The sequence below is a fragment of the Neorhizobium sp. T25_27 genome, assembly GCF_002968565.1.
Taxonomy (GTDB): Bacteria; Pseudomonadota; Alphaproteobacteria; order Rhizobiales; family Rhizobiaceae; genus Neorhizobium; species Neorhizobium tomejilense.
The window spans coordinates 195,648-220,634 of the sequence record NZ_PVBJ01000010.1; the positions used below are offsets into that span (position 1 = coordinate 195,648).

Here is a 24,987-nt window from a genome sequence, read left to right on the forward strand (position 1 = left end):
GACCAGGTTCTCCCCCGTTCCTCCCCTGTCACATCCTTGTCACAATGGAAGGAACACCCAATGGCATTCACGGTTCTCGTCGCGCCCTCCGGGTTTAAAGAAAGCCTCTCGGCCGATCAGGCGGCGGACTGCATCGAGACCGGCGTCCTGCGCGCTCTTCCCGGCGCGACCGTTCTCAAGGCGCCAATGGTCGACGGCGGCGAGGGGTTTACCAAGGCGCTCATCAAGGCGACCTGCGGCACCCTGCATCATCTGACGGTGACCGGTCCCGTCAACAATCCGGTCGAGGCACATTTCGGCTTCTTGGGCGGCGACAGCGAGCCCACTGCCGTGATCGAGATGGCCGCCGCCGCCGGACTTGGCCTCGTGCCACGCAACCAGCGCAACCCCTGCCTGACGACAAGCTACGGCGTTGGCGAACTCGTCCGCGCCGCGCTTGACAGGGGCGCGCACCGCATCCTTCTTGGCTGCGGTGACAGCGGTATCAATGACGGTGGCGCCGGTATGGCCGAAGCACTGGGTATCCGGCTTCTTGACGTGTCGGGCGAGGTTTTGCCTCGTGGCGGCGCCGCACTTACCCGCCTCGCCGCAATTGATGCGAGCGGCCGGGATCCGCGCCTTGACCGTGTGCGCATCGACGCTGCCGTGAACTGGCACAATGTGCTTCTCGGCGAACGGGGCGTCGCGCGGATCTTTGGACCACAGAAGGGAGCCACGCCGGAACAGGTGGAATTGCTCGCCACTGCCATGGAGACGTATGCCGGCGCTATTCAAAGCTCGACGGGTTTCGATGTCGGCCTGGCGCCCGGCTCTGGCGCGTCGGGCGGGCTCGGTGCCGCGGTCCTCGGTCTCCTTGGCGGCAGGCTGCACCCACGCTACGATATCGTCATGCAATATCTGGAGCTCGACCGTTTCATCCGGCAGGCCGACTTGGTCATCACCGCGGAAGGCAGTCTTGACGGGCAGACCCCTTTCGGAAAGGTCCCGGCCGAAGTGGCTGCACGGGCAAAAGGTGCCGGTGTGCCTGTCATCGCGCTCGCCGGGACTATCGGAAAGGGCGTACGGCTCAATTTCGAGCACGGCATCGATGCCTTCGCCTCGATATTGAGCAGACCTTGCTCGTTGGAAGATGCCATTTCGTTCGCGCCAAAACTGCTTGCGCGGGCGGCGGAGGATGCCGCTCGTATGGTTATAGTGGGCATGAAAGTCGGGGCACGATGGAGGCAGGTAGCGTGAATTTGGTCCCATCCAGACGCGGCAGTCGGAGCTGCGCGTCCATTGAACGGCCGGCGCACGGCGCTGCCGTCTTGCCAAGCGATCAGCAGGGCAATAGTTCAACGCCCTTCAAGAACTGGGCTGGCGGACGATTTTCTGGGTATGAGGGTCGGAGCCGAAATACGGATTCGATCGTCAGCCGAAGTGGCGCCAATCGTGAGCAGATCCAAAGCATTTGACGCAATCTGCTCGAAGGGGACGCGCAGTGTCGTGAGCGGTGTCGGAAGATGACTGACGATCGGGATATCGTTGTATCCGACGACTGAAACATCATTGGGTACGGATATTCCGAGGCGTGACAGGCCGGAAAGAGCACCGATCGCGGTGTTGTCGTTCACGGCAAAGATCGCCGTCGGACGCTCTTCGAGGCGCATGAGCTGCAGGGCCGCATCCGCTCCGGCGTCGATCCCGAAGGTCGACGGCACAATGCAATCCGGGCGGACCGAGATCGCGGCCTCTTCCAGTGCCTGCCTGTAGCCTTCGACGCGCCCGCGCGAGCTGGAAGCATATGAAGGACCGGCAATTACTCCGATACGACGATGACCGAGATCCAGGAGGTGGCGCGTCGCCAGATAGCCGCCCAGCCTGTCGTCGCCCACCGAAGACAGGCTCCGTCCATCGGTACGCAAAGCCAGGACGAAAGGTACACCCCGGGCCCCCAGCTCGTCGGGAAAATCGTCATCCTCGCGTGCAGTCGAAAGGATCAAGCCGTCGACGCCTCGTTTCAGAAGAGACTCGGCAGCAAGTCTGTCGGCCTTGGGCTTGTCATCCGTCGTTGCGACAATCGCGAAGCGGCCACTTTTGCTGCACGCTTTTGCCAGGGCTTCATAAAGCATTGCCATGACGGTATCGGTCAGCCGGGGAACGATCACGCCGACAGTCATCGTGTTGCCGCGTCGGAGGCTCGCCGCGGAGATGTCTCGGACATAACCCATGTCTTGGGCGATTTTCCGGACGCGGCGCGAGGTCTCGTTGTCGGATCGGGGAAGTCGTTCATCGAGGATGCGCGATACCGTCGATTTCGAAACGCCAGCTGCCGACGCAACATCAAGGATGGTCACCCGTGTCTGGCGGCTCGCTTCTTCGGGTTTTGAATCCATTTCGCTTTTTTCCATCTGCGGCGTTCTCGTGATCAACGCGCCAACCATGCAACAAAAAAAATCTTGACTCCAGTAAAATCGGAAACGATAGTGGGAACGTTCCCATTAACGATCCCGTCGCTGATCACGAAGGCGGACAGCGGCTATCTAGGAGGAGACAATCTATGCCAACGATGGATCTGAGAGGCCTGAGCCCGGCACCCGTTACCGCGTTTACCCGCGACGGAGAGGTCGATTATCCGGCCAATGCCCGTATTGCCAAATGGCTTGCCGGCATGGACGGCGTCAAGAGCCTGGTTATCCTTGGCCATGCCGGCGAAGGTACGTTCCTGACCGAGGAAGAGCGCCTGAAGCTCATCCGCACCTATTTCGAAGCCGTCGATGGTCGGGTTCCAATCATTGCTGGCATCACCGGCGAGGGCACCAGGGTCGCCGCTGAAGAAGCCAAGAAGTGCAAGTCTGCCGGCGCGACCGGTGCTCTTGTCTATCCGAACCACGGCTGGCTGCGTTTCGGCTTCCAGAAAGGCGCCCCGCAGGATCGCTACAAGGCAATCTGGCAGGAATCGGGCCTGCAGTGCATCCTGTTCCAGTACCCGGATGCGACCAAGGCTTCCTACGACCTGGACACCCAGCTTGCGATCGCGACCCAGGATGGCGTCGTCGCCACCAAAAACGGCGTTCGAAACATGAAGCGCTGGTACGTCGAGATTCCGGAACTCAAGAAGGCCAACCCGAACCTGCAGATCCTGAGCTGCCATGACGAATGGCTGCTGCCGACCATGTTCGATGTCGACGGCCTGCTTGTCGGCTACGGCAATATCACGCCGGAGCTGCTGATCGACCTGATCGAGGCAGGAAAGGCGCAGAACTATCCGGAAGCCCGCCGGATCTTCGAACGTCTCCTTCCGGTCACCCGTGCCGTCTACCACCGTGGTTCCCATATGGAAGGCACCGTCGCCCTCAAGCTTGGGCTTGTCCATCGTGGTGTGCTTGACCATGCCACGATCCGCGAGCCGCTGAAGAACCTCGGCGAAAAGGCCGAAGCGGAGATCTTTGCAGCCTTCGATGCTGCCGGCATTGGCCGGGTTGAGCAGCTTCTGGCAGCCGAGTGACTGAGGACGCCCCCGCCTCTCAAGCGGGGGCTTTTTACGGATAGGGGATCGCGGTCGCATCGGGGAGTGATGCGCGGCCGTCGCACCGTCTGTCACGCTGGTGCCCGGTTGGCCGATGAGAGAGAGCCATGCCTTCCGGATCCACAACCACAGCATGCCAAAGGGTCCCGAAGTTTAAGACATCCAACACGTAGGTTCGACGCCAGGCCGGGAGAGTGGGCCAGGCAGAGGGAGGAAACATGAATATCGAACAACGGATGGCCGCGCAGTCGCCGGCCGTCGATACCCAAGCTGAAATCAGCGCCCGCCTGGAACGGCTGCCAGTGACCCGGGAGGTCTTCTGGGCTCGAAATATCGTCGGCGCAGCGACGTTCTTTGACGGCTACACCGTCATTGCCATAGCCTATGCCATGCCGGTTCTTGTCCGCGAGTGGGGTTTGACCCCAGGACAGACGGGAATGATCTTGTCGATGGGCTACCTGGGGCAGTTGATCGGCGCCATTTGCTTTGGCTGGCTTGCCGAACGGATCGGCCGTCTCAAAGTGCTGCTATTCACCATCCTGCTATTCGTCAGCATGGACGTCGCATGCCTTTTTGCGGCCGGCGCCGGCATGATGATGGCATTTCGTTTCATCCAAGGCATCGGAACCGGCGGAGAAGTTCCGGTCGCGAGTGCATATATCAACGAGTTGATCAGCTCGAAGGGGCGGGGCCGCTTCTTCCTGCTGTATGAGGTCATGTTTCTGCTCGGTCTCGTCGGCGCAGGCCTGATCGGCTATTTCATGGTCCCGGCCTATGGCTGGAAGGCGATGTTCGTCGTCGGCCTGATCCCGGCCGTCCTGATGATCCCGCTGCGCTGGTTCCTCAATGAATCGCCTCGCTGGCTCGCCGCCAACGGCCGCTATGAGGAAGCCGACCGCATCGTCACCAAGTTGGAGAACAGCGCTCGTGCTGCCGGCAAGGAGCTGCCGGAGCCGAAAATCGTAGCCGCCCCCGTCCGTCGTCGATCGGACTGGCGCGAACTTTTCCAGGGCATCTACCTCAAGCGCACGCTGTCGATCTGGGCGATGTGGTTCTGTGCCTATATAGTCGCCAATGGGACGATCACCTGGCTTCCGACCCTCTATCGCCAGACATTCAACCTGCCGCTGGAAACCAGCATCCTATACGGGTTCATCACCTCGGTCGGTGGCGTGATCGCGGCGGTAATCTGCGCATTGCTCATCGACAAGGTCGGCCGCAAGCGCTGGTACACCGGTGCCCTTCTGATCGCGCCGATCCCGCTTGCCATCCTCGCCTGGCTGGGTGCGACGTCGGCAACACAGGTCCTGATCCTGGCCGGTCTCGCCTACGCCATCGTCCAGACCGTCACTTTCTCGCTCTATCTCTATTCGGCGGAAATCTACCCGACCCGCCTTCGTGCCATTGGCACGGGCACGGGCAGCGCCTGGCTCCGTCTCGGATCCTCCGCAGGCCCTATCGCGGTGGGTTGGGTCATGTCGTCGATGGGCATCCAGTATGTCTTCGGCGCGTTCGCAGCGATCCTTCTCGTTGGTGCCCTGGTGACGGCCCTCTTCGCGGTCGAGACCAAGGGCCAGGTTCTGGAGGAACTTTCGCCGTAAAGGGCACTAATCTTTCGAAGAGGGGATGATGGCTTGGCGTGCAACCGCCAAGCCATCATCATATGTAGACTTCGATGTTGTAGGCTTGGCTCGCCGGCTTGCGGTTGATCGATATCCGGGTTCGTCAGTCCTACTCAAGGAGGATTTCGCTGGCTCGGTCGGCAGACGGGATATTGGAACTTGATTTCGTCCCCGACCAACCACCCGAGTGGGCAGGTTTAATCGGAGGGTTGCCCGGTCTCCGGGACATGGACTATCAGACAGTTCCGGCCGGCCTTCTTGGCAAGGTAGAGTGCGGCGTCCGCCTGGCGCTGAAGATGCTCCGCCGAGACGGGTTCACGGTCCTGCATCAGCGCCGCTACTCCGATGCTGACCGTGACATAAGGAACGACGCGGGAGGTGGGGTTTGGAAGCGACGCCGCTTCTACGCGGCTGCGAACTCTTTCGGCGACAATCCTGGCCTCCTGTTCATCCGCGCCCGGGAGGAAGACGAGAAACTCTTCGCCGCCGTAACGGGCGACCTGGTCCCGTTCGTCTCTCATGCTGCTCTGAATGATGCCGGCAACCTTCACCAGGCAGCGATCGCCTTCGGCATGCCCGAGACTATCGTTGAGGCGCTTGAAGTCGTCGACATCGCACATCAGCATCGCCGCGCCTCTGGTTCGTGTTAGGTCCTCGTTCCAGAAACGATAGAGCGTTTCCATCATCGAGCGCCGGTTGGCGACACCGGTCAGCGGGTCGGTTCGTGCAAGCAGTTCCAGCTGGGAATTGGCGTCAGCAAGCTCGGCGAGGCGACTTCGGTCTCGCAACTCGAGCAAGAAGCTCTTGTGAGCCAGGATCGTTGCGGTGCGTCGGGCAACGATGGTTGCTGCCACACCGCTCGCGAAAAACAGAGCGCTGGCCAGAGCACTTCCCACCTCGATACCTGGATTGTGCAGTTGAAACACGAGGTAGATACCAAGGGCCGAAGCACCGATCGCCATGGCCCAGCCAAGCAGGATGGGGAATATGATGATGGCAGTGACGGCCACAAAAAGCATGATGGTCAGATGGCGCTCATAAAACTCGCCACCGGCGCTGACGCCCACCAGGGCTACGGACAGGAGGATGAAAAACACAGCCGAGAGTAGGAAAACTCCCTGCAGCCACAAAGCGCGCGGCTGCAGAAAGACCATAGCGGCGACGAGAGCTGCGGGGGGAAGGATGGATGCCGGCCAAAGCATCAACATCACGGTTTCGGTCGGAAGCAGGATCGCGTAGAGGCCCAACGTCAGGACGTCGAGCACGCTGACCCAGATCATCCAGGCGCGGATGATCTTGGCGGTCTGCGGCCAGGAGCGTTCGCGAAAAAGCCGGGCCAGCTCGCCATTGAGCCGGATATTCCGCGTGCGCCCACCCAGTAGGCGCTCAACTTGTTCCACAATGGCCGGGCTCGGCCTCTGGAGAGGTTTCCGCGAAGACGGGCTTGCCGATTTGGTAGAACCTGTGATTCGCTCAGCGTCCATGTGCCGGATCTAGGGCCCAGATGACCGGGGACAAGACGGCCGATCACAGCCGGGGTCCGCAATCACGCTGAGCCGCGTGTTGTTACTTTTACGTCTGGACCTCGATCGGCAGGCCCATCTGACCGGTCAACGTCTGCGCCGCGTCGTTGTCCGTTTGCTCAGGCGTGGCGATCGGCAGCTTGATTGTAAACACGGTTCCTTCACCCTTGACGCTGTCCACGTGAATTTCGCCGTGATGCAACTCGACCACCTGTTTCACCAGGTTGAGGCCGATACCCGTCCCGGCGATGCCGGATGAACTTCTCGCCCGGAAATAGCGCCCGAACATCTTGGGCAAGTCGTCCGCGTCGATACCTATGCCCTCGTCGCGAACGGTAATCTGAACACAGTCGTTTTGCTGCCACCCCGTGACATAGACGTCTGGAGAGTCCGGCGCGTATTTTACCGCATTCGAGAAGAGATTGGTGAATACCTGCTCCAGCGCCGCACCGTCGCCGTAAATCGTTAAGGGAAGCCGCTCCAGATCGAGCAGGAACCGGTGCGATTTACGTATGCTTTCCTGCCGCGCACTGCAGGTCCTGATGATGTCGCCCAGCGCGCATGGCTTGCGGACGATGTCGATGTGGCCGTGATCCAGGCGGCCAACCGCGAGGATGCTTTCCATCAGTTCCAGCATTCGCGAAACCGCGCTGCGGATCTGCTCCGTCTTCTCACCGATGAATTCCGGCGTCACCGCGTTCTTGCGGCGAACGAGACGTTGCGCCGCGCCATCGATGATCGAAAGCGGTGTCCGGAATTCGTGAGACGCCATGGAGACGAATTGCCGCTGCAGTTCGTTGACCTGCCGCTCCTGATCGAGCATCCGTTCCAGTTCCGCAGCCTGACGGGCAATTTCCGCCGTTCTGCTGCGCACTGTTTCCTCCAGATCGTCGCGATGCTGAAGCAGCGCCCTTTCCGCGCGTTTTCGCTCGGTGACGTCGACTGCGGCAATCAGTGAGGCCGGATGGGCGTCGAAGGCAAGTTGGCTCGAATAGATAAAGACCTCGATTTCGGCGCCGCACGCCGTCCGATGCCGCTGAGAACGATTGGCGTCGCTGACATGCTCCGTACCCGGGACCGCGGTTTTCATTCTTTCCCGGTCCTCCGGTGAAAGGATGTCCAGGAGTGTCATGGAAAGAAAAAGGTCGCGATCATAACCGTAGTGATCAAGAGCCGCCTGGTTGACGTCGAGAAATTGAAGGCTCTCCCGGTCCTGAACCCACATCGGCAGGGGGTTTCCTTCGAACAACAGCCGGAAGGAAGCCTCGCGCATCTTCAAATCCGTGATGTCGACGCGGATCCCCACGCTTCCGCCGCCGGAAACGCGTCGTTCCTCTATCCGGACCCATCGGTTCCCCGGCAGGCGCTGCTCATGGGCGCTGTTTGGCTCCGCATGACGAGTCAATCGGTCGGCCAGCCATTCCTCCTCGCGGCCGATCGCGTCGGGATACTGGCCACGCTGCAGCCCGCTGCGAAGTCTGTCCTCGAAACCCATGCCCTTGACGAGGGGGGCACCGCTATCGGCGTAAAGCTGCTCGTAGCGGCGGTTCCACATCACAAATCGATCATCTTCATCGAACAGTGCCAGGCCTTCCGGGACGACTTCGAAGGCGGCCAGCAGGCGTGCATGGGCGGCTCTTGCCTCCTGCTCTGCGCGCTCGGCCTGCGCATGAGCTTCAGCAAGAGATCGTTCGGCGAGTCGCGCCTCGGTCACGTCCTCATGCGTCGATACCCATCCGCCGTCAGCCGTACGCTGATGACAGCCCCGGATGACCTTGCCGGATTTAAGTTCCCTTATCCAGACTTGCGACGAAGCGCCGGCGTTCGTGTCCTGCGCCCATTCGAGGTATTCCTCCATGGACATCTTCGGAACGGCTCCGACTTCGTCTCTCAGCTTGATGATGTCTTCGAGCGACTGCCCGGGATGGATCAAGGCTGGGTCGACGCCGTAAACCTCGGCGTAGCGACGGTTGGACAAGGCCAATGTACCGTCCGCATGGAAGAGGCAAACGCCCTGGCTCATGCTGGCGAGTGCGGTCCGAAGCTGTTCGTCCTGGCTCAGAACCTGCTTGCGGCTGCGGCTCGATGCGAGTTGCGCGTTGAGGCGCGCACCAAGTTCCCGGCTGTCGATCGTGCTGGAGACACAGTCAGCCGCCCCGGCCCCAAAACCTGCGATCCTTCCATCGATATCGCCCTCGGCAGTGACCAGGATCACCGGTATTTCAGACGTCACCGAGCTGTGTTTCAGCTGGCGGCAGATCTGGACGCCGCACAAGTCTGCGAATTGAATGTCGAGCAGGATCAGGTGGGATTGTGACGCCTCCACGATCGTTTGCAGGTTCTCCAGGGTGTCGCACCCTGGAACAACCGAAAGCTCGATGTCTTCTGCTGGAAGCTGCGGGAGGTCCAGCTTGGCCGCATCGGTGCCTATGACGAGAACAGCCGTGCGTCGATGACCGATGTTCTGGGCGACCAGCATCGGAGTAGCCCAGCCGTCCGGAGCCGCGGGCAGCGATGAATGTAATCGAAGGGGAACCGCTGTCGTCAATGAAGGTCGCCTACCATTCCGCGCTGGCCTGTTGCACGCCCACAATACGTATTGAGCGTTAAGGAGAGCTTATGCGCGCTGTTGCGGGATTGGTGGCGCCCGATGCCTCTCAACTTTTGTGCATGACGTAGTCGCGCATGACCGTGCCGAGCCTGGCGAGATTAACTTTCAACTCGTCATAACCGGCGATCTTCTCACGGGTATCCTCGTCCATGTAGAGTTTGCGGTTGAGTTCGATCTGGATGCTGTGGCGGTTTTTGCCAGGCGAGCTGTAGGCCGATACCAGCTCGGCGCCCTTGAAGGGCACGTTGAGCGACACCGAATAGCCAAACCCTTCCAGCGTCTCGACCACGAGTTTCACGAGGTCCGGTTCGCTCGACACGCCTTCGTAGTCGCCGACCACGATGTCCTTGCGGACGGTGCCGGCCGGATCGGGCGAGAGCACGTGGCCGATCGCCGGCATCGAGTGGCAGTTGACGTGATAGACCTTGCCGAAGGCCGCATGGGTTTCATCGAGCAGCCGAACCAACTGGCGGTGGTAGGGTCGCCAGTAGGTGTCGATGCGGTCTTCCAGCTCCTTCACCGTCAACTTGCGGCCATACATTAGCGTGTCACCCCAGGCGTAACGCCAGGTGATGCCCATGCCGCGGCGTGCCGAGGCACTGTCACGGACCGGATGCGGCCACTCGCCCTCGACCATTTCCAGGTCGACATCCTTCAGCGACCGGTTGAGGTCGAGAAAACTCCTCGGAAAATGCGCGATCAGCAGCGGCGCCCCGATCGACGGCGCAAAGCCGAAGAGGTCGTCCACATGGGTGTCGGCGGCGACGCGCACCAGTTCGTCTGAAACCGTGCGCTCGAAATCCGGCAATGTCAGGCCGCTATGGGGCGAGTCGAACACCAGCGGTACGGCCGGTGCCGTCGGCGGAATGATCTTGAGAACGCCGTCGATATCGACGGGGGCGAAAGTCAGCTCTGTCATCTTGGTCTCGTCAGGCTGTGGCGGCGTAAGCGGCGGGATAGGTGATGTCGGGCATGCCGACAAAGGCATTGCCCCGACGGCCGACCATGCCGGGCGCGGCGAAGGGCCGGGGATAAACGACCGCTGCGGCGGGCTTCACCGTGGCGATCCTTTCGAGCGCCTCGATCTGGTCGGCGGGCATGTCGACATTGACGATGATGTCGTTATGCGGGCCGGTCGTCATGCGCGGCAGGTTCATTGCCTCTTCGATGTCGAGGCCGGCATGCAGGATCATGCCGGTGAGCTGGGCCAGCGACGGCACGATCTGGTTGCCGCCGGCGGCGCCGAAAGCCGCGAAGGCGCCGTTCTCGTCGGTGATCGCCACCGGGCACATGTTGCTCGGCGCATAGGCGTTCGGTGTCAGCGAGTTGGCGCGACCGGGGGTCGGGTCGAACCAGGACATGCCGTTGTTGAGCAGGATGCCCGTCGATGGCGACAAGGCGCGGGCGCCAAACCGGTTGAGCAGCGTGAAGGTGATCGCCACCATCCGGCCTTCGTGATCCACGGCGTTGACCTGCGTGGTGCTGGTCTTGTTGGTCGTCTCGGCCGGATTGAGGCGTTTGCGATGGGCGCCGAAACTTTCCCAGAGGGCCTCGGCCATGGCCATGAAGAAACCAGCGTCGACCGGGCCTTTTCCGCGCGTCCTGTCGAAGTGATCAAGCGCGTCGAAGAGCCGCTGGCCGGCGCTGGTTTCCCCCGCCACATGCACGGTCTTGCCCTGCAAGGGCATGGTCCGGGACGGGTAGAGGAGGGGGGCGTAACTGGCCATGTCCTCCAAGGTGATCGAGCTGCCGCCGGCATTGAGATCGGCGACTAGTCTTTCGCCGATCGCGCCGCCATAGAGCGAATCCGGGCCTTCGCTGGCCAGCTGCTCTAGCGTCTGGGCGAGCTGATCGAGTGGTAGCGTCACTCCAGGCTCCGGCGCGTGGCCACTGGGGAGAAAGATCGACCGGGCGCCGGGATCCATGGCGAGCTCGCCCTCGGCGATCGCGATCGCCAGCGTCGTGTGCCAGTCGACATAGATGCCCTTGCGGGCACGCTCGATCGCGGGCGTCAGCGCCCGGTCGAAGCCGATCGTACCGTAACGCTTCAGCGCTTCCGCAAAGCCGCGCACGCATCCGGGTACGACGGCTGCGGTAAAGCCGCGGACATTGCGGTTGTCGACCGATGCCGGGTGGCCGATGAAGGTCTTGATGCTGGGATCGGGCCTATAGAATTCCTCGTCAAAATACGAAGGCACGCGGCCGGTGAATTCGACCACTTCGACCTTTCCGTCCGGCTGGGCGACCAGCATGTAACCGCAGGCCGCCAGACTGGTCATCCAGGGTTCGACGGTCTGCAAGGTGAAGGCGGCGGTCACCGCAGCGTCGACGGCATTGCCGCCCGCCGACAGGACCGCCGCCCCAGCCTCGGCCGCCGCGTAGTGCTGGGAGGTAACGACGCCGCGTTCGCTGATGCCGGCGATCTTGCGATAGACGCCACGCTCGACGCGCAGATAATTGTATTGCGGATTTTCCATCATTTCGGCTCCAGTGCGGCGGCAACCAGACGGCTGGCTCCGGAGAGGTCGCCGAGCTTTTCGCCGGCAGCGATCTTGTCCTTGTTGCGGCCCGCCCGTGCCTGACGCGCGATTGCCTCCTCGACGACGTCTTCGGCCTCATCGACCGGGATCACCACGATGCCGCTTGCATCGGCAACCACGATATCGCCCGGCAGGACCGGAACGTTGCCACAGGAAATCGCCAGGTTGAGCGAGCCGCCGAGATCGTTGAGCCGTGTGGTGATGCCGGAGACGCCGCGTGACCAGAACGGCAGATCGAGTTCGAGGATTTCCTCCACGTCGGTGCAGGGACCGTCGAGCACGACGCCGACGGCGCCGGCCGTCTTGATCGCGAAGGCGACGCCGCCGCCGATGCAGGCGTGCCGGTCGTCGCCCAGCCTGTCGACGAACAGGAAATCGCCGGGGCGGATGAAGCCGATCGCGTGATGGAGAAGGGTGGAGTCGGTTGCCGGGATCGCCACCGTCACCGCCGTGCCGACCAGCGTCCTGCCCGGCTCGACGACGGGGGAAATCGAATGATGCACGAAACCGCGATGGCGAAAATGGCCGATGGTCGCCACCTCGACGCTTTCGAACCTGGCGATGAGTTCCGGGTCGACCTGTTTCGGCATGCTGCCGATGTGATATTTCTTCATGGGGTTTCCTCCCGGGATTTTGCCGTCCCGGCCTCGGTTTCACGGGCGTGACGCTGCCAGCCCTTGCCGGGCACGGCGGCGAGCAGTTCCTTCGTGTAGGTTTCCTTCGGCGCGCCGAACAGCGATGCGGGATCGCCGCGTTCGACGATCCGGCCGTTGCGCATGACGGCGATATTGTCGCAGATCTGGCTCGCGACCCTGAGGTCGTGGGTAATGAACAGGATGCCGAACCCAAGCCTCTCCTGCATGTCGGCCAGCAGTTTCAGCACCTGCGCCTGCACCGAGACGTCGAGGGCGGAGACGCTCTCGTCGGCGATCAGCAGTTCCGGCTCGACGGCAAGCGCGCGGGCGATGCAGATGCGCTGCCTCTGGCCGCCGGAGAACTCGTGCGGGAACCGGGTGGCCGAGGCACGGTCGAGGCCGCAGGCTTCGAGCAGGTCGAGCGCGCGGGCCATCGCCGCGTTGCGGTCGAGGCCGTGGATGACGGGGCCTTCGGCGATGGAATCGCCGACCTTCTGGCGCGGATCGAGAGCAGTATACGGATCCTGGAAGACGATCTGAACCTTGCGGCGTGCCTCGCGCAGCGCCTTGCCATTGAGGCCGGCGAAATCGCCGCCGGAGATCAGGATGTCGCCGCTTTCCGGCTGCACGAGGCGGATGATGCATTGCGCCAGCGTCGACTTGCCGGAACCGGACTCGCCGACCAGGCCCAGCGTTTCGCCGCGGCGGATGGTGATATCGACGTCGTCCACGGCCTTCACGGTGCGGCCGCCGCCAAAGAGGCCGGAGCGGGCGAATGTCTTGACGATGTTCCTGGCGATCAGCACCGGCTTGCCGAGGCCTTCGCGTTCCTTTCGTGGCGTCAGCGTCGGCACGGCGGCGAGCAGGTGGCGGGTATAGTCTTCTCTCGGATGGTTGAGGATTTCGTCGCGCGTGCCGATTTCGACCAGCCTGCCTGTCTGCATGACGGCGACGCGGTCGGCGATCTCGGCCACCACGCCGAAATCATGGGTGATGAAGATGATGCCGGTATCGTGCTTGGCGCGAAGCTCCAGCATCAGCTTGAGGATCTGTGCCTGGGTGGTGACGTCGAGCGCGGTGGTCGGCTCGTCGGCGATCAGCACCGAAGGATCGAGGGCAAGGGCGGTGGCGATCATCACCCGCTGGCATTGGCCGCCGGAAAGCTGGTGCGGATAGGAATGGTAGATCTGCTCGGGATTGGGAAGCTGAACCTCGCGGAAGAGATCGATTACCTTCTTGCGGATATCGGCGCCACTGAGCGACGTGTGGATGCGGAATGTCTCGGACACCTGTTCTCCGACCCGGAAAATCGGGTTGAGCGCCGCCGTCGGCTCCTGAAAGATCATTGCTATACGCCGGCCGGTTATGTCCCGGCGGGACGCCTCGTCGAGGGTGAGCAGGTCCTTGCCCTCGAACATCACCTTGCCCGCAGGCTTGCCGAGGTTGCGGGGCAGGAGCCCCATTGCGGCCAGCGCGGTCAACGATTTTCCGGAACCGGATTCGCCGACGATGCAGAGGATCTCGCCCTTGCTGACCGAGAGCGACAGGTCCTCGACCGCAAAGGCGCGATCGGCGCCGCGTGGCAGCGGCACATTCAGGTGTTCGATGGAAAGCCGCTCGTTGTTCATGAGGCCGCCTTTTCTTCTTGTGGTGAAAAGGCCGTCACGGAGCGCATGTCGCAGCGGCGCAGGTGCTCCACGAACCGGGCGCAGAAACCGACGAGATGCTCGACCATTTTTGCGCCCTTCTCGGCACTGGCGAGCAGCGGATCGCCGCCGAGCATGCCGTCGGCATTCACCTCGTCGCAATTGAGCGGCACATGCACCGGCATGCCCTCGAACTGGACATTGTTGACGCCCCCGGTCGGCAGGCCGAAGGCTTTTTCGCGCACGGATGGGCGGGCAAGGTCCATCCGCATCAGTTCGGGGAAAAGATGCAGGTAGATCGAGGTCAGCGGATCGCCGCCATGGCCGCGGGCCGCCGCAACCGAGGAGCCGTGCAATTCCTTCCAGAGCGCATCCGGGATCGCCTGCCAGAGATTGATGAAGGCGACGGAGACGCCGCGCTCGGCGCGGATGCGGCGAAGCGTCTGGTCGAAGAGCGGCGCATTGCTGGTATGGCCGTTCAGGATCAGGATATGCTCGACGCCGTGATCGAGAAAAGCGGTCACGGTATCCTCGACCACGGCCGAGAAGGTCGAGGCCCGGAACTGGATGCCGCCGGGAATGGTCTTGAAAAAATCGGCATAACCGAAGGGGGTGATCGGCGCGACGATCGCGCCGGAGGCTTCCGCCACCTTTGCCGCCACCGCTTCGGTCAGCATGAAATCGCCCATCGGGGCATGGGGTCCCTGTTCCTCCTGACTGCCGAAGGGCAGCAGGATGACGGGCTTTTCGGAAAGGCGTTCGCGGAACTCCGCGAACGTCATGTCCTTCAGCGCATGCTTGCGTTTGATGCTCATCATACGAACTTGAAGTAATCGCCGTAGATGCGCATTTCGCCGTTCGGCTTGAACTTGAACTCGATGCCGGCGCGATGGGCGCAGTTATAGACACTCTTCCAGAGATAATAGCCGGGCGTGATGCGCTGCCATTCTTCGGAAAGCGCGAGATAGGCTTTTTTGCGCTCCTCGAAATCCGTGGTGGCATCGAACTTCTTGCCGAGTGCGATGAATTCCGGCGATGGGTCCCAGGTCTTCCATGTGGCGGTCGAACGCGATGCCGTCGGACCCCAATCGAGCCACAGCGGCTGGTAGGGATCGCCCGGGATGAAGTCCGAGCTCATCGACATGTTCATCATGTGATAGGGGCGGCGATAGACGAGCTCGAAATTGTCCAGGATTTGCGCCTCGACATTGACGCCGATCTCGCGCCACTGCTCGACCATGATTTCGGCAGCGGCTTCGTAGTTCGGGTAAAACTGGCGAGTGATATGCCACAGCAGCTTCTCGCCCTTGTATTTGGTCTTGGCGACGAGCGCCTTGGCGGCCGCCACGTCGTAGGGGAGCTTCACCGGCAAGTTCGGGTCGTAGAATTTGCCGTATTCCTTGAAGTTGAACGGAACTGCCGGGTGTTCCGTGGTGCCGTTGAACAGCGCCTGGACGATCGCGTTCATGTCGATCGCCTGGACCATGGCGTAGCGCAGGTTCGGATCGACCAGCGGATTGTCTTCCGGATCGGGACGGGTGTTGAAGGCGAGAGCCGGGTAGTTGTCGGCCAGAACGCGCTTCAGCGTCACGCCCTGGTATTTTTCGAGCGCGGCTTCCTGGTCGGTCGGAATGTTGACGATGAAGTCGAATTCCTTGGAAACGAGACCGGCCATGCGGGCGGCGAATTCCGGGACGATCTTCCAGGAGATCTGCTTGACGGGCGGCGGACCGCCCCAATAGTCGTCGAAGGCGTCCAGAACCATGATCTCGCCGGAGCGGAAGGTTGTCACCTTGTAGGGACCGGTGCCGATCGGTTTCTGGCCGAAGGCGTCGACGCCGACTTCCATGTAATATTTCTTCGGCACGACAAAGCCGATATAGCCGGTGAGCTTGCTCGGCATGTTCGGGTCCGGCCGCTCGGTCTCGATCTCGAACGTGTATTTGCCGGTCGCCTCGACGCGCTTGAAGCCGGCGGTGAAAGTCTTGCCGCGCGGCTCGAAGGGTTTTGCGCCCCAGAGACGTTCCGGCGACAGCGTGAACACCGCGTCTTCGGCCGTCATCTCGGTACCGTCATGGAACTTCACGCCCTCACGCAAAGTGAAGGTCCAGATATTGCCCTTCTGCTCCCATTTCGTCGCGAGCTTCGGCGCGAAGATCAGGCCGTTCTCGTCCTTGATGTAGTCGCGGTCGACGAGGTTGTCGTAAAAATTGGGAAAGATACGGCGCGACGTGGTCGAGATGCCGTTGATCGTCGCCATATTGGCCCAGAGATTGTCGACCGCGATATTGAGCGACGGCCTGTCTGCGGCATTTGCTTTCGGCAGGCTGCCCACCATCGACAGCGCCCCCGCTCCGAGAATGAGATTTCCCACTTCACGTCTTGTAAACATCGTTCCACCTTCCCTTGTTCATCTATGTTCGAACGGCATTTTCAGGTTGTTCGGGCACGCAGCATCGGATCGAGGCGGTCACGCAGCCAATCGCCGACGATGCTCATCGAAAGCGTGACGAGAAAGATGACCAGGCCAGGCCAGATCGAGATCCACCAGGCGGTCGAAAGGTAATCCCGGCCATCACCGAGGATCTGGCCAAGGCTGGTCTGGGGCGCCTGGATGCCCAGCCCCAGAAAACTCAGCGAGGTTTCCAGAAGGATGATCTGCGGGAACGTCAGGGTTACCTGGACGATCAGGGCGCTTGCCACGTTCGGCAGCACATGTTTCAGATAGAGCCGGCCGTTGCCGGCGCCGAGCGCGACGATCGCCTTGGCATAAGGCTGGTTGATCGCCGACAGAACCACGCCGCGGGAGAGGCGGGCGTATTTTTCCCATCCGAACAGGCCCATCAGGATGATGAACAGCGTCATGCTGTTGCCGAAAAAGGCAAGCAGCGTCAGGGTGATGAGGATGAAGGGCAGCGACGCCTGGAAGTCGACCAGCATCATCAGCACTTCCTCGACCCAGCCGCGGAAATGCGCAGAGATGAAGCCGATGACGGAGCCGAAGACGGCGCCGATGATCGTGCCGGCAATCGCCACCGAAAGCGACATCTGCAGGCCGGCAATCACTCTTGCCACCATGTCGCGGCCGATGCGGTCCGTGCCGAGCGGGAAGTTTGGATTGCTGCCGGTCATGAAGGCCGGCGGCTTCAGGCGGGCGAGCAGGTTCTGCTGCGACATCCCGTGCGACGTGAAGACATTGCCGATGATGGCAACGATGACCGCGATCGCCAGAATGACGATGGCGAAAACCAGAATGGGGGAAATGCGCTTCATCCGCCGGCCCTCAATTCTGCACGCGAATGCGCGGGTCGAGCAGGCCGTAGAGCAGGTCGACGACCAGGTTTGCGAGCACCATCGTCACCGCCATGATCAGCACCAGCCCCTGCACGACCGCAAGGTCGCGCGAAGAGACGGCCGTTACCAGCAGGCGGCCGACGCCCGGCCATGCGAACACGGTCTCGACGACGATGGCGCCGCCGATCAGTTCGCCGAGATTGAGGCCGATGATGGTGACGAGCGGGATGCTGGCATTCGGCAGCGCATGGAAAATGATGCGTTTCCAATAACCGACGCCCTTGGCGGCGGCGGCGCGGATATAGAGCTTGTCCAGCACTTCCAGCATTGCCGAGCGGGTGAAGCGGGCGAGCGTGCCGGCCGTGAAGGTCGCAAGCGTGATGGCGGGCATGATCAGGTGCAACACGGTGCCGGTGCCGGAACTCGGCAGCCATTGCAGGCTGAGCGAAAAGAGCAGGATCATCAGGATGCCGAGGAAGAAGTTCGGCAGGGCGAAGCCGAAAACCGCGGTCGCCATGATCAGGTTGTCGAAGGTCGAACCGCGCTTGATGGCGGCGATGATGCCGGCCGGCACGCCGATCAGGATGGCCCCGATATAGGAAAAAAGGCCGAGGATCAGCGTCCACGGAACCCGTTCGGCGATGATGTCGATGACCTCGCGGCCGTCGCGATAGGAAATGCCGAACTGGCCGGTCGCCATCTGGACGACGTAGCGGAAATACTGGATCCACAGCGGATCATCGAGACGCCAGAGCTGGCGGAACTGTTCGACTTCCTCAGGCGTGGCATCGGCGCCGACAAGCGCCACGACCGGATCCCCGGACGTTCTCAGCACCACGAATACGAAAGTCACCACGAACCAAAGCGTCAACACGGTCCGCAGAATTTTCAACACCCAGAAACGCGTCATTCACGCTCCGTTTCGGAAGCCGAAGCTCCAGCTGTTCCAATTCTTGTTGTCTTTTTTTTAAAACTAATCACGGGAATAAATTATTATCTATTACAAAATCACGCGGGTATTGATATGTTTCGGATATGAAATACGGCATCGAATTTCGTCACCTCCACTATTTCGCCTGCGTCGCCGAAGAGCTGCATTTCAGCCGCGCCGCCGACAAGCTCGGCATGGCGCAGGCACCGCTCAGCCAGCAGATCCGGCAGCTCGAAGATCGCCTCGGCACCAAGCTTTTCCGCCGCACCACGCGCCGCGTGAAGCTGACGCCGGCCGGCGAGATCTTTCTGCGTCACGCCCAGGAAATCCTAGGCGGGATCGACAGGGCGGTCACGCATACCCGTTCCATTTCCGGTGACGATAGCGGAACGATTTCCGTCAGCGGCGTGCATGTGGCGCTATCGCATGTCCTGCCGCCGGTCATTTCGGACTTTCGAAAACGCTATCCGGCGATGACCGTCGACGTGCAGGTGCTGGGCACGGCGCAGCAGCTCGAATTGCTCCAGAGCAGCAAGGTTCAGGTGGCCTTCATCCGCCCGACCAACCCGGCCGGTTTCCTGAAGACCGAGCATATCCTGCAGGAAGGTTTCGTGGCGGTGCTGCCCAGGGAGCATCGGCTGGCGCAGAAGGAAGACCTGACGGTCAAGGATTTCGCCGGCGAGCCCATCATCACCTATGCCCCGACTGTCGGGGCGAGCTACTATCATGCGATCATGGGTGCACTGCGCCGCGCCGGTGTCTATCCGGTCATTGTGCAGGAGGTGTCGCATACCTTGGCGATCGGCACCCTGGTGGCGGCCGGCGTCGGGATCGCGATCGCGCCGTCCTGGCTCGCCCACAATCCAAGCCCCTACCTCGTATACAGGCGGCTTGACGACATCCCCGCCGAAGTCGAACTGCTCGTCGCCTGGCATGCGGAGGAAAAATCGAAAATCGTGCTCGATTTCGTCGAGACGACGCGTCGGATAGCAGCAATGAAGGATGTGAGAACCGCTATCAAGTGGCCGGCCATGTCCGTCCTGCCGGCGCAGTTGGAAACGATCGGCGGACAGCCCGAATAGCCGGCCGGGGCAGGCAAGCAGCGCCGCCGTTGATTGACAGGGAGCCTGAAATCTGGTGCGATTGCCGCGCGGCTTGAGGAGGCTGCGTCATGGAGGAGGACGATCGGATATGATCAGGCTGGTTGTTGCCACAGCGTTTGTTGCCCTCGTGCCCGGTTTGACGCCGGCCGTCGCCGCGGATTCGTCGCCCGAAGCCAAATGCTCGGCGGCGAAGACCCTGCAGCTGGCCGGGTTCGACATGAAGGTCGCGAGCGCCGATCATATCAAGGACAAGGGACCGGCGCATTGTCTTGTCAGCGGGTCGTTCGAACACCGCACCGGCGCGGACGGCAAGCCTTATGCCATCGGTTTTTCCATTGCCTTGCCGGACAGTTGGACGGCAAGGTTTCTGGTCCAGGGCGGCGGGGGCCTGAATGGCGTCGTGCGGCCAGCCCTGGGAGACGTGGCCGCCGGAACGCAGAACGGTCTTTCCCGTGGGTTCGCCGTCATTTCCCATGATAGCGGCCACAAGGGCGAGGCCTGGGACGCCTCTTTCAGGGCGGATCAGATTGCCACGCTGAATTTCGCCGGATGGTCGGTCGAGAAGGTCACGGTGCTCGGCAAGGCACTGGTCGCCGCCTATTACGGCAAGGTCGCCGATCGCTCTTATTTCGCAGGATGTTCGACCGGCGGGCGCGAGGCGATGGCCTCTGCGCAACGCTTTCCCATGTTGTTCGACGGCATTATCGCCGGGGCTCCGGCCATGCGTACAAGCCGTTCGAACATGTCGCTCGCCGCCAAGAACATTGCGATGAACAGGATATCTCCGGCCGGCCCCGACGGCGCGCCGGACCGAGCGAAGGCCTTCTCGGATGCCGATCGCGACCTGGTTCTCAAGGGGATACTGAAGTCCTGCGATGGCCTTGATGGCCTTGAAGACGGAATGATCGCAAATCCGGCCGCTTGCAAATTCGATCCGGCGAGCCTTGTCTGCCCTGCCGGTAAAGCCGACGGCTGCCTGACGAAACAGCAGGTGGACGTGGTGAGTGAGACGTTTTCGCCGACACTCGATGCATCAGGTCGGCCCGCCTATGTGGCGTTTCCCTACGATACGGGCGTCATGAGCACGGCAGATCCCATTCCAGGGCTCATGCGGTTCGATGACAAGCGCAACCGGCAGTTCAAGAACAACGCCATAAGGTTCGATGTGGACGATGCCGTCGAGAAAGCCGATATCGGCGATCCGCAGCAGCGGCTGATCAACGCCGATCAATGGACGGACCTCAGTTCCTTCGCTGCCCGGGGAAGCAAGATCATTTTCTTCCATGGAGTGAGTGATCCGTGGTTCTCCTCCAACGATACGGTCGATTTCTTCAACCGGATGAGCACGGCGACCAAGACCGGCAAGCCGGTGGAGGACTGGGCCAGGCTCTATCTCGTTCCGGGCATGGCCCATTGCCGTGGCGGTCCCGCCGGCCTCGACCAGTTCGACATGTTGACCGAGCTGGTCGACTGGGTCGAAAAGGATGAGGCTCCACGAAGTGTCGAAGCTTCAGGCAAGGCTTTTCCCGGCCGGACCCGTCCGTTATGCCCCTACCCGTCCTACGCGCACTACAAGGGGGATGGAAACGTCGACAGCGCGGCAAGCTTCGACTGCCGGAACCGCTAACATGGGTCCCTTGGCCTTGCACGATTGAGCGCAAGCGACTGGATTCCGGACTCCAGTCGCGAGGCGGGACCATTGCTGATGGTGGGGGTCTTCCCGCATCGCCATCATTGTTGACTGCTGGTGATTCGCATATCCGCCAGACGATCTATTTCAGCGTCCAGATGCGGGAGTACAGGAGCTTGTTGTGGACATGTCCACCCGGCACCACCGAAAGGAGCAACCGGGCCTACCTCGTTTTCTCGATTTGAAATGATGTGTTCCGCTCGATCTTATGGGCTATCCGAAGATCGCGTGGAGTTGTGAATGTTTCTGGTGGCAGTCGAGGACAGTGACGATTTTTTTGCTGAAGACATCAGGATTGAAAACGGGAGATTGTACACAACCGTGACTGACGGTGTCCGATCGTTCAAGTTGTCAAGCGTGCTGGAAGTCGTACCGGTCGAGCCGGAGAGCCGCAGCCCCGTCGAACGGATCGAGGATGTGGTCGCGTCGATCAAAGATCTCTTTCACATCGAGGTCGCCGATGGGGGACCGGATGCCGGAAAAGTCTCTTACAGACCTTGAGGCGACTTCCCCGATGTTGCGAGGAAGCCGCTCAAGGGACTGAGGCGGCCCGTGAATCCACGGATTACTCCGCGCTGATATTGCCCTTTTCGATGACGTCCTTCCAGCGCGCCATCTCCTTGTTGAGATAGGTGCCGAATTCCTCGTTGGAATTGGCGACGACGTCGAAGCCCAGCTTGTTGAACTTGGCAACGACCTCGGGGTCTTTGAGCGAGGCCTGGATCGCCTGGTTGAGTTTTGCCTTGACGTCGGCCGGCAGACCTTTCGGGGCTGCCACGCCCTGCCAGGCGTTGACGACGATATTGCTGTATCCGAGTTCGGTGAGCGTCGGCACGTTCGGCAGCAGCGGATGGCGTTTCTCGCCCGTCTGTGCGAGCGCCTTCATCTGCCCGCCCTGCACGAAATTGATGATCGCACCGAGGTTCTGGAAGGACACGTCCACATGGCCGCCGACGAGATCGGCCTGTGCCGCAGAGCCTCCCTTGTAGGGCACGTGCACGCCCTTGGTGCCGGTCGCCTGCCAGAAGAGAGCGGCAGTCAGGTGATCGGAAGAGCCGGTGCCGGAACTTGCGAAGGTAACACTTTCCGGCTTTTCCTTCATCGCCGCCACGAGTTCCTGAACGCTGCTCGGCTTGAATTTCGGCGTGGCGACCAGCACGTTGGGCGTGCTCACCGCGACCGTCAGGAGATCGAAGTCCTTCACCGGATCGTAAGAGAGCTTCTTTTGAAGATAGGGGTTGGTGGCGAAGGTACCGAGCGAGGCGACCATCAGCGTCTGGCCGTTGGCTTCGGCATCGGCGACCAGGCCGGCGCCGATCGCGCCGGTGGCGCCCGGCTTGTTTTCGACGATGATGTTCGCTCCCAATACCTTGGACATGTGCGGCTCCATGAACCGCGCGGTCGTATCGGTCGCGCCGCCTGGCGGGAAGGGCACGATAATGGTGATCGGGCCGTCGGGGAACGCCCTGGCAACCCCGGCGGCAAGAGCGATGCCGAGGCTAAGCGAAATAGCAAGCAGTGTTCGCGCTTTCATGGTTCATCCTCCTCAATGATCCTTGACGCCGCGTCCTGGTGATGGCCGCCGCGGCGCATGGCGACCCTGTGGTTCTTTCGTCAGCGCACCAGGCACGGCCGCTTGTTGTCGAAGCGCCAGTCCTTGATGAGATATTGCATGGCGGTCGCGTCGTCGCGCGCGCCGAGCCCGTGCTTCAGGTAGAGCTGGTGGGCTTCCTCGACGCGCTCCATATCCAGCTCGACGCCGAGCCCCGGCCGGTCCGGCACGGCGATATGTCCGTCCTCGATCTTCAGCGGCTCGCGGGTCAGCCGCTGTCCGTCCTGCCAGATCCAGTGGGTGTCGAGTGCCGTTACGCGTCCGGGCGCTGCCGCGCCCACATGGGTGAACATCGCCAGCGACACGTCGAAATGGTTGTTGGAATGCGAGCCCCAGGTCATGCCGAAGGTCTGGCAGACCTGTGCGACGCGCACGGAGCCCTGCATGGTCCAGAAATGCGGGTCGGCGAGCGGGATGTCGACCGATTGCAGCTGGATCGCGTGCGAGAGCTGCCGCCAATCGGTGGCCACCATGTTGGTGGCGGTCGGCAAGCCGGTGGCCCGGCGAAATTCGGCCATGATCTCGCGGCCGGAATAACCCTGCTCGGCACCGCAGGGGTCTTCCGCATAGGCGAGTACGTCGCCGCGTCCCTTGCAGAGGCGAACCGCCTCCTCCAGCGACCAGGCGCCATTGGGGTCGAGGGTGACGCGGGCCTCGGGGAAGCGGCGAGCGATGGCCGTCACCGCCTCGATTTCCTCGTCGCCTCGCAAGACGCCGCCTTTCAGCTTGAAGTCGCGAAAACCGTAGCGCTCCTGCGTTGCCTCGGCGAGCCTGACGATGGCTTCCGGCGTCAGCGCCTCCTCGTCGCGCAGCCGCAACCAGGCATCGGTCTCGCCTTTGCCATCACGATAAAGGAGGTCGGTCTTTTGGCGATCACCGACGTAGAAGAGGTAACCGAGCATTTCGACCCGGTCGCGCTGCTGGCCGTCGCCGAGAAGGGCTGCCACCGGCACGCCGAGATGCTGGCCGAGAAGATCGAGCAGCGCCGATTCCAGCGCCGTCACCACATGGATGGTCGTGCGCAGATCGAAGGTCTGCAGCCCGCGGCCGCCGCTGTCACGGTCGCCGAACGTCTTGCGCACCTGGTCGAGCAGGCCGTTATATCCACCGATCGTCTGGCCGATCAGGAGAGGGCCTGCTTCCTCGATCGTCCGGCGGATCGTTTCGCCGCCCGGAACCTCGCCGATGCCTAGATGACCCGAATCGTCTTCGATGATCGCAAGGTTGCGGGTGAAGAAGGGAGCGTGCGCGCCGCTGAGGTTGAGCAACATGCTGTCGCGTCCCGCAACCGGGATCGCCCGCACGGAAACGATCCGCGGCGTATGCCGGGCGAGATGGCTGTTGGCGGCGTGGGTCGACGAATTCGGCTCGATGAGCATCCAGTCCTCTGTCATGTCGGGCACTTCTCAGGTCATGCGGGTTTCTGGCCAGCTTGGCGCGGCAATCCCCAACTAAGTCGCGCAAGCGAACTCATTTGTCAATATAAGTAAATATTAGTAAGCTGTCGACCCACTTGGAAAGGGCGGATACCGGAGATAGGATGTGGCGATGGATGAGATAATTCAGCAAACCCGCGCCGTTAGGGACCTGTCGTCGCATGTGTTCGCCCGGCTGGAAGCAATGCTGGAGGCGCCGGCCTGGCAGGGGGGCGGACGGTTGCCTCCGGAGGCGGAGCTTGCCCGTCAATTCGGCGTATCGCGTCCGGTCCTGCGAAAGGCGCTGGTGAAGATGCGCGACGCCGGCCGGATCATTTCCCGGCGAGGCTCGGCCAATTTCGTGCAGCCGCGGGCGGATGTCGTGCCGTCGGCCGCCGATATTCAGGGGCTGTCGATCCAGACGGTGTTCGACATGAAGCGCTGCATGCGGTTTCGCCAGGTGGTGGAATGCGCGGCAGCGGAGGACGCGGCGCGGCTTTGTGATCCCGAAGGGATCCGCGGCATCGAGGACGCGCACCGTCGGATGCTGACCCTGCCGCCCGGCGAGGGCGTTTTTGAAGCAGACTTCGCCTTTCACATGGCCGTGGCGCAAGCCACTCGCAACCCTTATTTCCCCTTTGCGCTCGGGACGATGCGCAACCAGATCAAGCTGATGATGGAGTTCACCCGCAAGCTGCAAGAACGGCCGCCGGACCAGGTGGCGCCGCGTGTCGTCGAAGAGCATCAGCGCGTCCTTGAAGCGATCAAGGCCGGCGACCCGGTGCAGGCACACGAAGTCATGAGTTTCCACATGAGCCAGAGCGTCATTCGACTTCTGGTCGAAGACGGCGCGTGAA

Annotated in this window: 20 protein-coding genes; 7 read left to right on the forward strand and 13 right to left on the reverse strand. The window is 61.8% G+C overall.

Going from position 1 to position 24,987, the window contains the following annotated elements; translation table 11 throughout:
• The first annotated feature begins 60 nt into the window (after nucleotides 1-60).
• Complete coding sequence (locus C5J24_RS24520; protein ID WP_105421620.1) at nucleotides 61-1,236, forward strand: glycerate kinase; 1,176 nt, start codon at nucleotides 61-63, stop codon at nucleotides 1,234-1,236.
• Between the two features lie 98 nt (nucleotides 1,237-1,334).
• Here the strand turns inward: C5J24_RS24520 and C5J24_RS24525 are convergent, their stop codons facing one another.
• Entirely contained in the window at nucleotides 1,335-2,375 is a 1,041-nt protein-coding gene (locus C5J24_RS24525) for a LacI family DNA-binding transcriptional regulator (RefSeq protein ID WP_105401879.1), read from the reverse strand.
• 164 nt (nucleotides 2,376-2,539) lie between these two features.
• Between C5J24_RS24525 and C5J24_RS24530 the strand changes: the two genes are divergently transcribed.
• Nucleotides 2,540-3,487, forward strand: a complete 948-nt coding sequence (locus C5J24_RS24530; RefSeq protein ID WP_172724128.1) for a dihydrodipicolinate synthase family protein — start codon at nucleotides 2,540-2,542, stop codon at nucleotides 3,485-3,487.
• 239 nt (nucleotides 3,488-3,726) lie between these two features.
• Complete coding sequence (locus C5J24_RS24535; RefSeq protein ID WP_105421624.1) at nucleotides 3,727-5,109, forward strand: MFS transporter; 1,383 nt, start codon at nucleotides 3,727-3,729, stop codon at nucleotides 5,107-5,109.
• A 218-nt stretch (nucleotides 5,110-5,327) separates the two neighbouring features.
• Here C5J24_RS24535 and C5J24_RS24540 read toward each other — a convergent pair whose 3' ends face one another.
• The 10 genes from C5J24_RS24540 to C5J24_RS24585 form a co-directional block, all read right to left on the reverse strand.
• Nucleotides 5,328-6,614 (reverse strand): diguanylate cyclase, encoded by a 1,287-nt coding sequence (locus C5J24_RS24540; protein WP_105421626.1) that lies wholly within the window; start codon nucleotides 6,612-6,614, stop codon nucleotides 5,328-5,330.
• Between the two features lie 88 nt (nucleotides 6,615-6,702).
• Nucleotides 6,703-9,132, reverse strand: a complete 2,430-nt coding sequence (locus C5J24_RS24545; protein ID WP_105421628.1) for a PAS-domain containing protein — start codon at nucleotides 9,130-9,132, stop codon at nucleotides 6,703-6,705.
• Between the two features lie 178 nt (nucleotides 9,133-9,310).
• Nucleotides 9,311-10,183, reverse strand: coding sequence for an N-formylglutamate amidohydrolase (locus tag C5J24_RS24550; RefSeq protein WP_105421630.1), 873 nt, complete (start codon nucleotides 10,181-10,183; stop codon nucleotides 9,311-9,313).
• A 10-nt stretch (nucleotides 10,184-10,193) separates the two neighbouring features.
• Nucleotides 10,194-11,744, reverse strand: a complete 1,551-nt coding sequence (locus C5J24_RS24555) for a gamma-glutamyltransferase (protein ID WP_205836972.1) — start codon at nucleotides 11,742-11,744, stop codon at nucleotides 10,194-10,196.
• A complete protein-coding gene (locus C5J24_RS24560) occupies nucleotides 11,741-12,418 on the reverse strand; it encodes an RraA family protein (RefSeq protein ID WP_105401808.1) in 678 nt (225 codons plus the stop codon). Before C5J24_RS24560 ends, C5J24_RS24555 begins: the two co-directional genes overlap by 4 nt.
• The gene (locus C5J24_RS24565; RefSeq protein WP_105421632.1) at nucleotides 12,415-14,067 is read right to left on the reverse strand and encodes an ABC transporter ATP-binding protein; all 1,653 of its coding nucleotides are present in this window, start codon (nucleotides 14,065-14,067) and stop codon (nucleotides 12,415-12,417) included. Before C5J24_RS24565 ends, C5J24_RS24560 begins: the two co-directional genes overlap by 4 nt.
• Nucleotides 14,064-14,903: a creatininase family protein gene (locus tag C5J24_RS24570; RefSeq protein ID WP_105421634.1), complete on the reverse strand. Its 840-nt coding sequence runs from the start codon at nucleotides 14,901-14,903 to the stop codon at nucleotides 14,064-14,066. The genes C5J24_RS24565 and C5J24_RS24570 overlap by 4 nt, the downstream gene beginning before the upstream one ends.
• On the reverse strand, nucleotides 14,900-16,477 hold the full coding sequence (locus tag C5J24_RS24575) for an ABC transporter substrate-binding protein (protein ID WP_105401811.1): 1,578 nt from the start codon (nucleotides 16,475-16,477) through the stop codon (nucleotides 14,900-14,902). The genes C5J24_RS24570 and C5J24_RS24575 overlap by 4 nt, the downstream gene beginning before the upstream one ends.
• Nucleotides 16,478-16,518: 41 nt before the next feature.
• Nucleotides 16,519-17,358: an ABC transporter permease gene (locus C5J24_RS24580; RefSeq protein WP_105401812.1), complete on the reverse strand. Its 840-nt coding sequence runs from the start codon at nucleotides 17,356-17,358 to the stop codon at nucleotides 16,519-16,521.
• A gap of 10 nt (nucleotides 17,359-17,368) precedes the next feature.
• Nucleotides 17,369-18,289 (reverse strand): ABC transporter permease, encoded by a 921-nt coding sequence (locus C5J24_RS24585; RefSeq protein ID WP_105421636.1) that lies wholly within the window; start codon nucleotides 18,287-18,289, stop codon nucleotides 17,369-17,371.
• 125 nt (nucleotides 18,290-18,414) lie between these two features.
• On the opposite strand from C5J24_RS24585, the gene C5J24_RS24590 reads away from it, so the two are divergent.
• The 3 genes from C5J24_RS24590 (at nucleotide 18,415) to C5J24_RS24600 (ending at nucleotide 21,604) form a co-directional block, all read left to right on the forward strand.
• Complete coding sequence (locus C5J24_RS24590) at nucleotides 18,415-19,392, forward strand: LysR family transcriptional regulator (RefSeq protein ID WP_245446775.1); 978 nt, start codon at nucleotides 18,415-18,417, stop codon at nucleotides 19,390-19,392.
• A gap of 109 nt (nucleotides 19,393-19,501) precedes the next feature.
• Nucleotides 19,502-21,040, forward strand: coding sequence for a tannase/feruloyl esterase family alpha/beta hydrolase (locus C5J24_RS24595; protein WP_105421638.1), 1,539 nt, complete (start codon nucleotides 19,502-19,504; stop codon nucleotides 21,038-21,040).
• Nucleotides 21,041-21,343: 303 nt separating this feature from the next.
• Nucleotides 21,344-21,604 (forward strand): hypothetical protein, encoded by a 261-nt coding sequence (locus tag C5J24_RS24600; protein WP_105421640.1) that lies wholly within the window; start codon nucleotides 21,344-21,346, stop codon nucleotides 21,602-21,604.
• A 64-nt stretch (nucleotides 21,605-21,668) separates the two neighbouring features.
• Here C5J24_RS24600 and C5J24_RS24605 read toward each other — a convergent pair whose 3' ends face one another.
• Together C5J24_RS24605 and gudD are read right to left on the reverse strand one after the other, a co-directional pair.
• Entirely contained in the window at nucleotides 21,669-22,637 is a 969-nt protein-coding gene (locus C5J24_RS24605) for a tripartite tricarboxylate transporter substrate binding protein (protein ID WP_105401816.1), read from the reverse strand.
• A gap of 80 nt (nucleotides 22,638-22,717) precedes the next feature.
• Nucleotides 22,718-24,109, reverse strand: a complete 1,392-nt coding sequence (gudD, locus tag C5J24_RS24610) for a glucarate dehydratase (RefSeq protein WP_371674814.1) — start codon at nucleotides 24,107-24,109, stop codon at nucleotides 22,718-22,720.
• A gap of 154 nt (nucleotides 24,110-24,263) precedes the next feature.
• On the opposite strand from gudD, the gene C5J24_RS24615 reads away from it, so the two are divergent.
• Nucleotides 24,264-24,986 carry a FadR/GntR family transcriptional regulator gene (locus C5J24_RS24615; protein WP_105401817.1) on the forward strand — a complete coding sequence of 241 codons (723 nt, stop codon included), beginning with the start codon at nucleotides 24,264-24,266 and terminating at the stop codon, nucleotides 24,984-24,986.
• The last annotated feature ends 1 nt before the right edge of the window (nucleotide 24,987 follow it).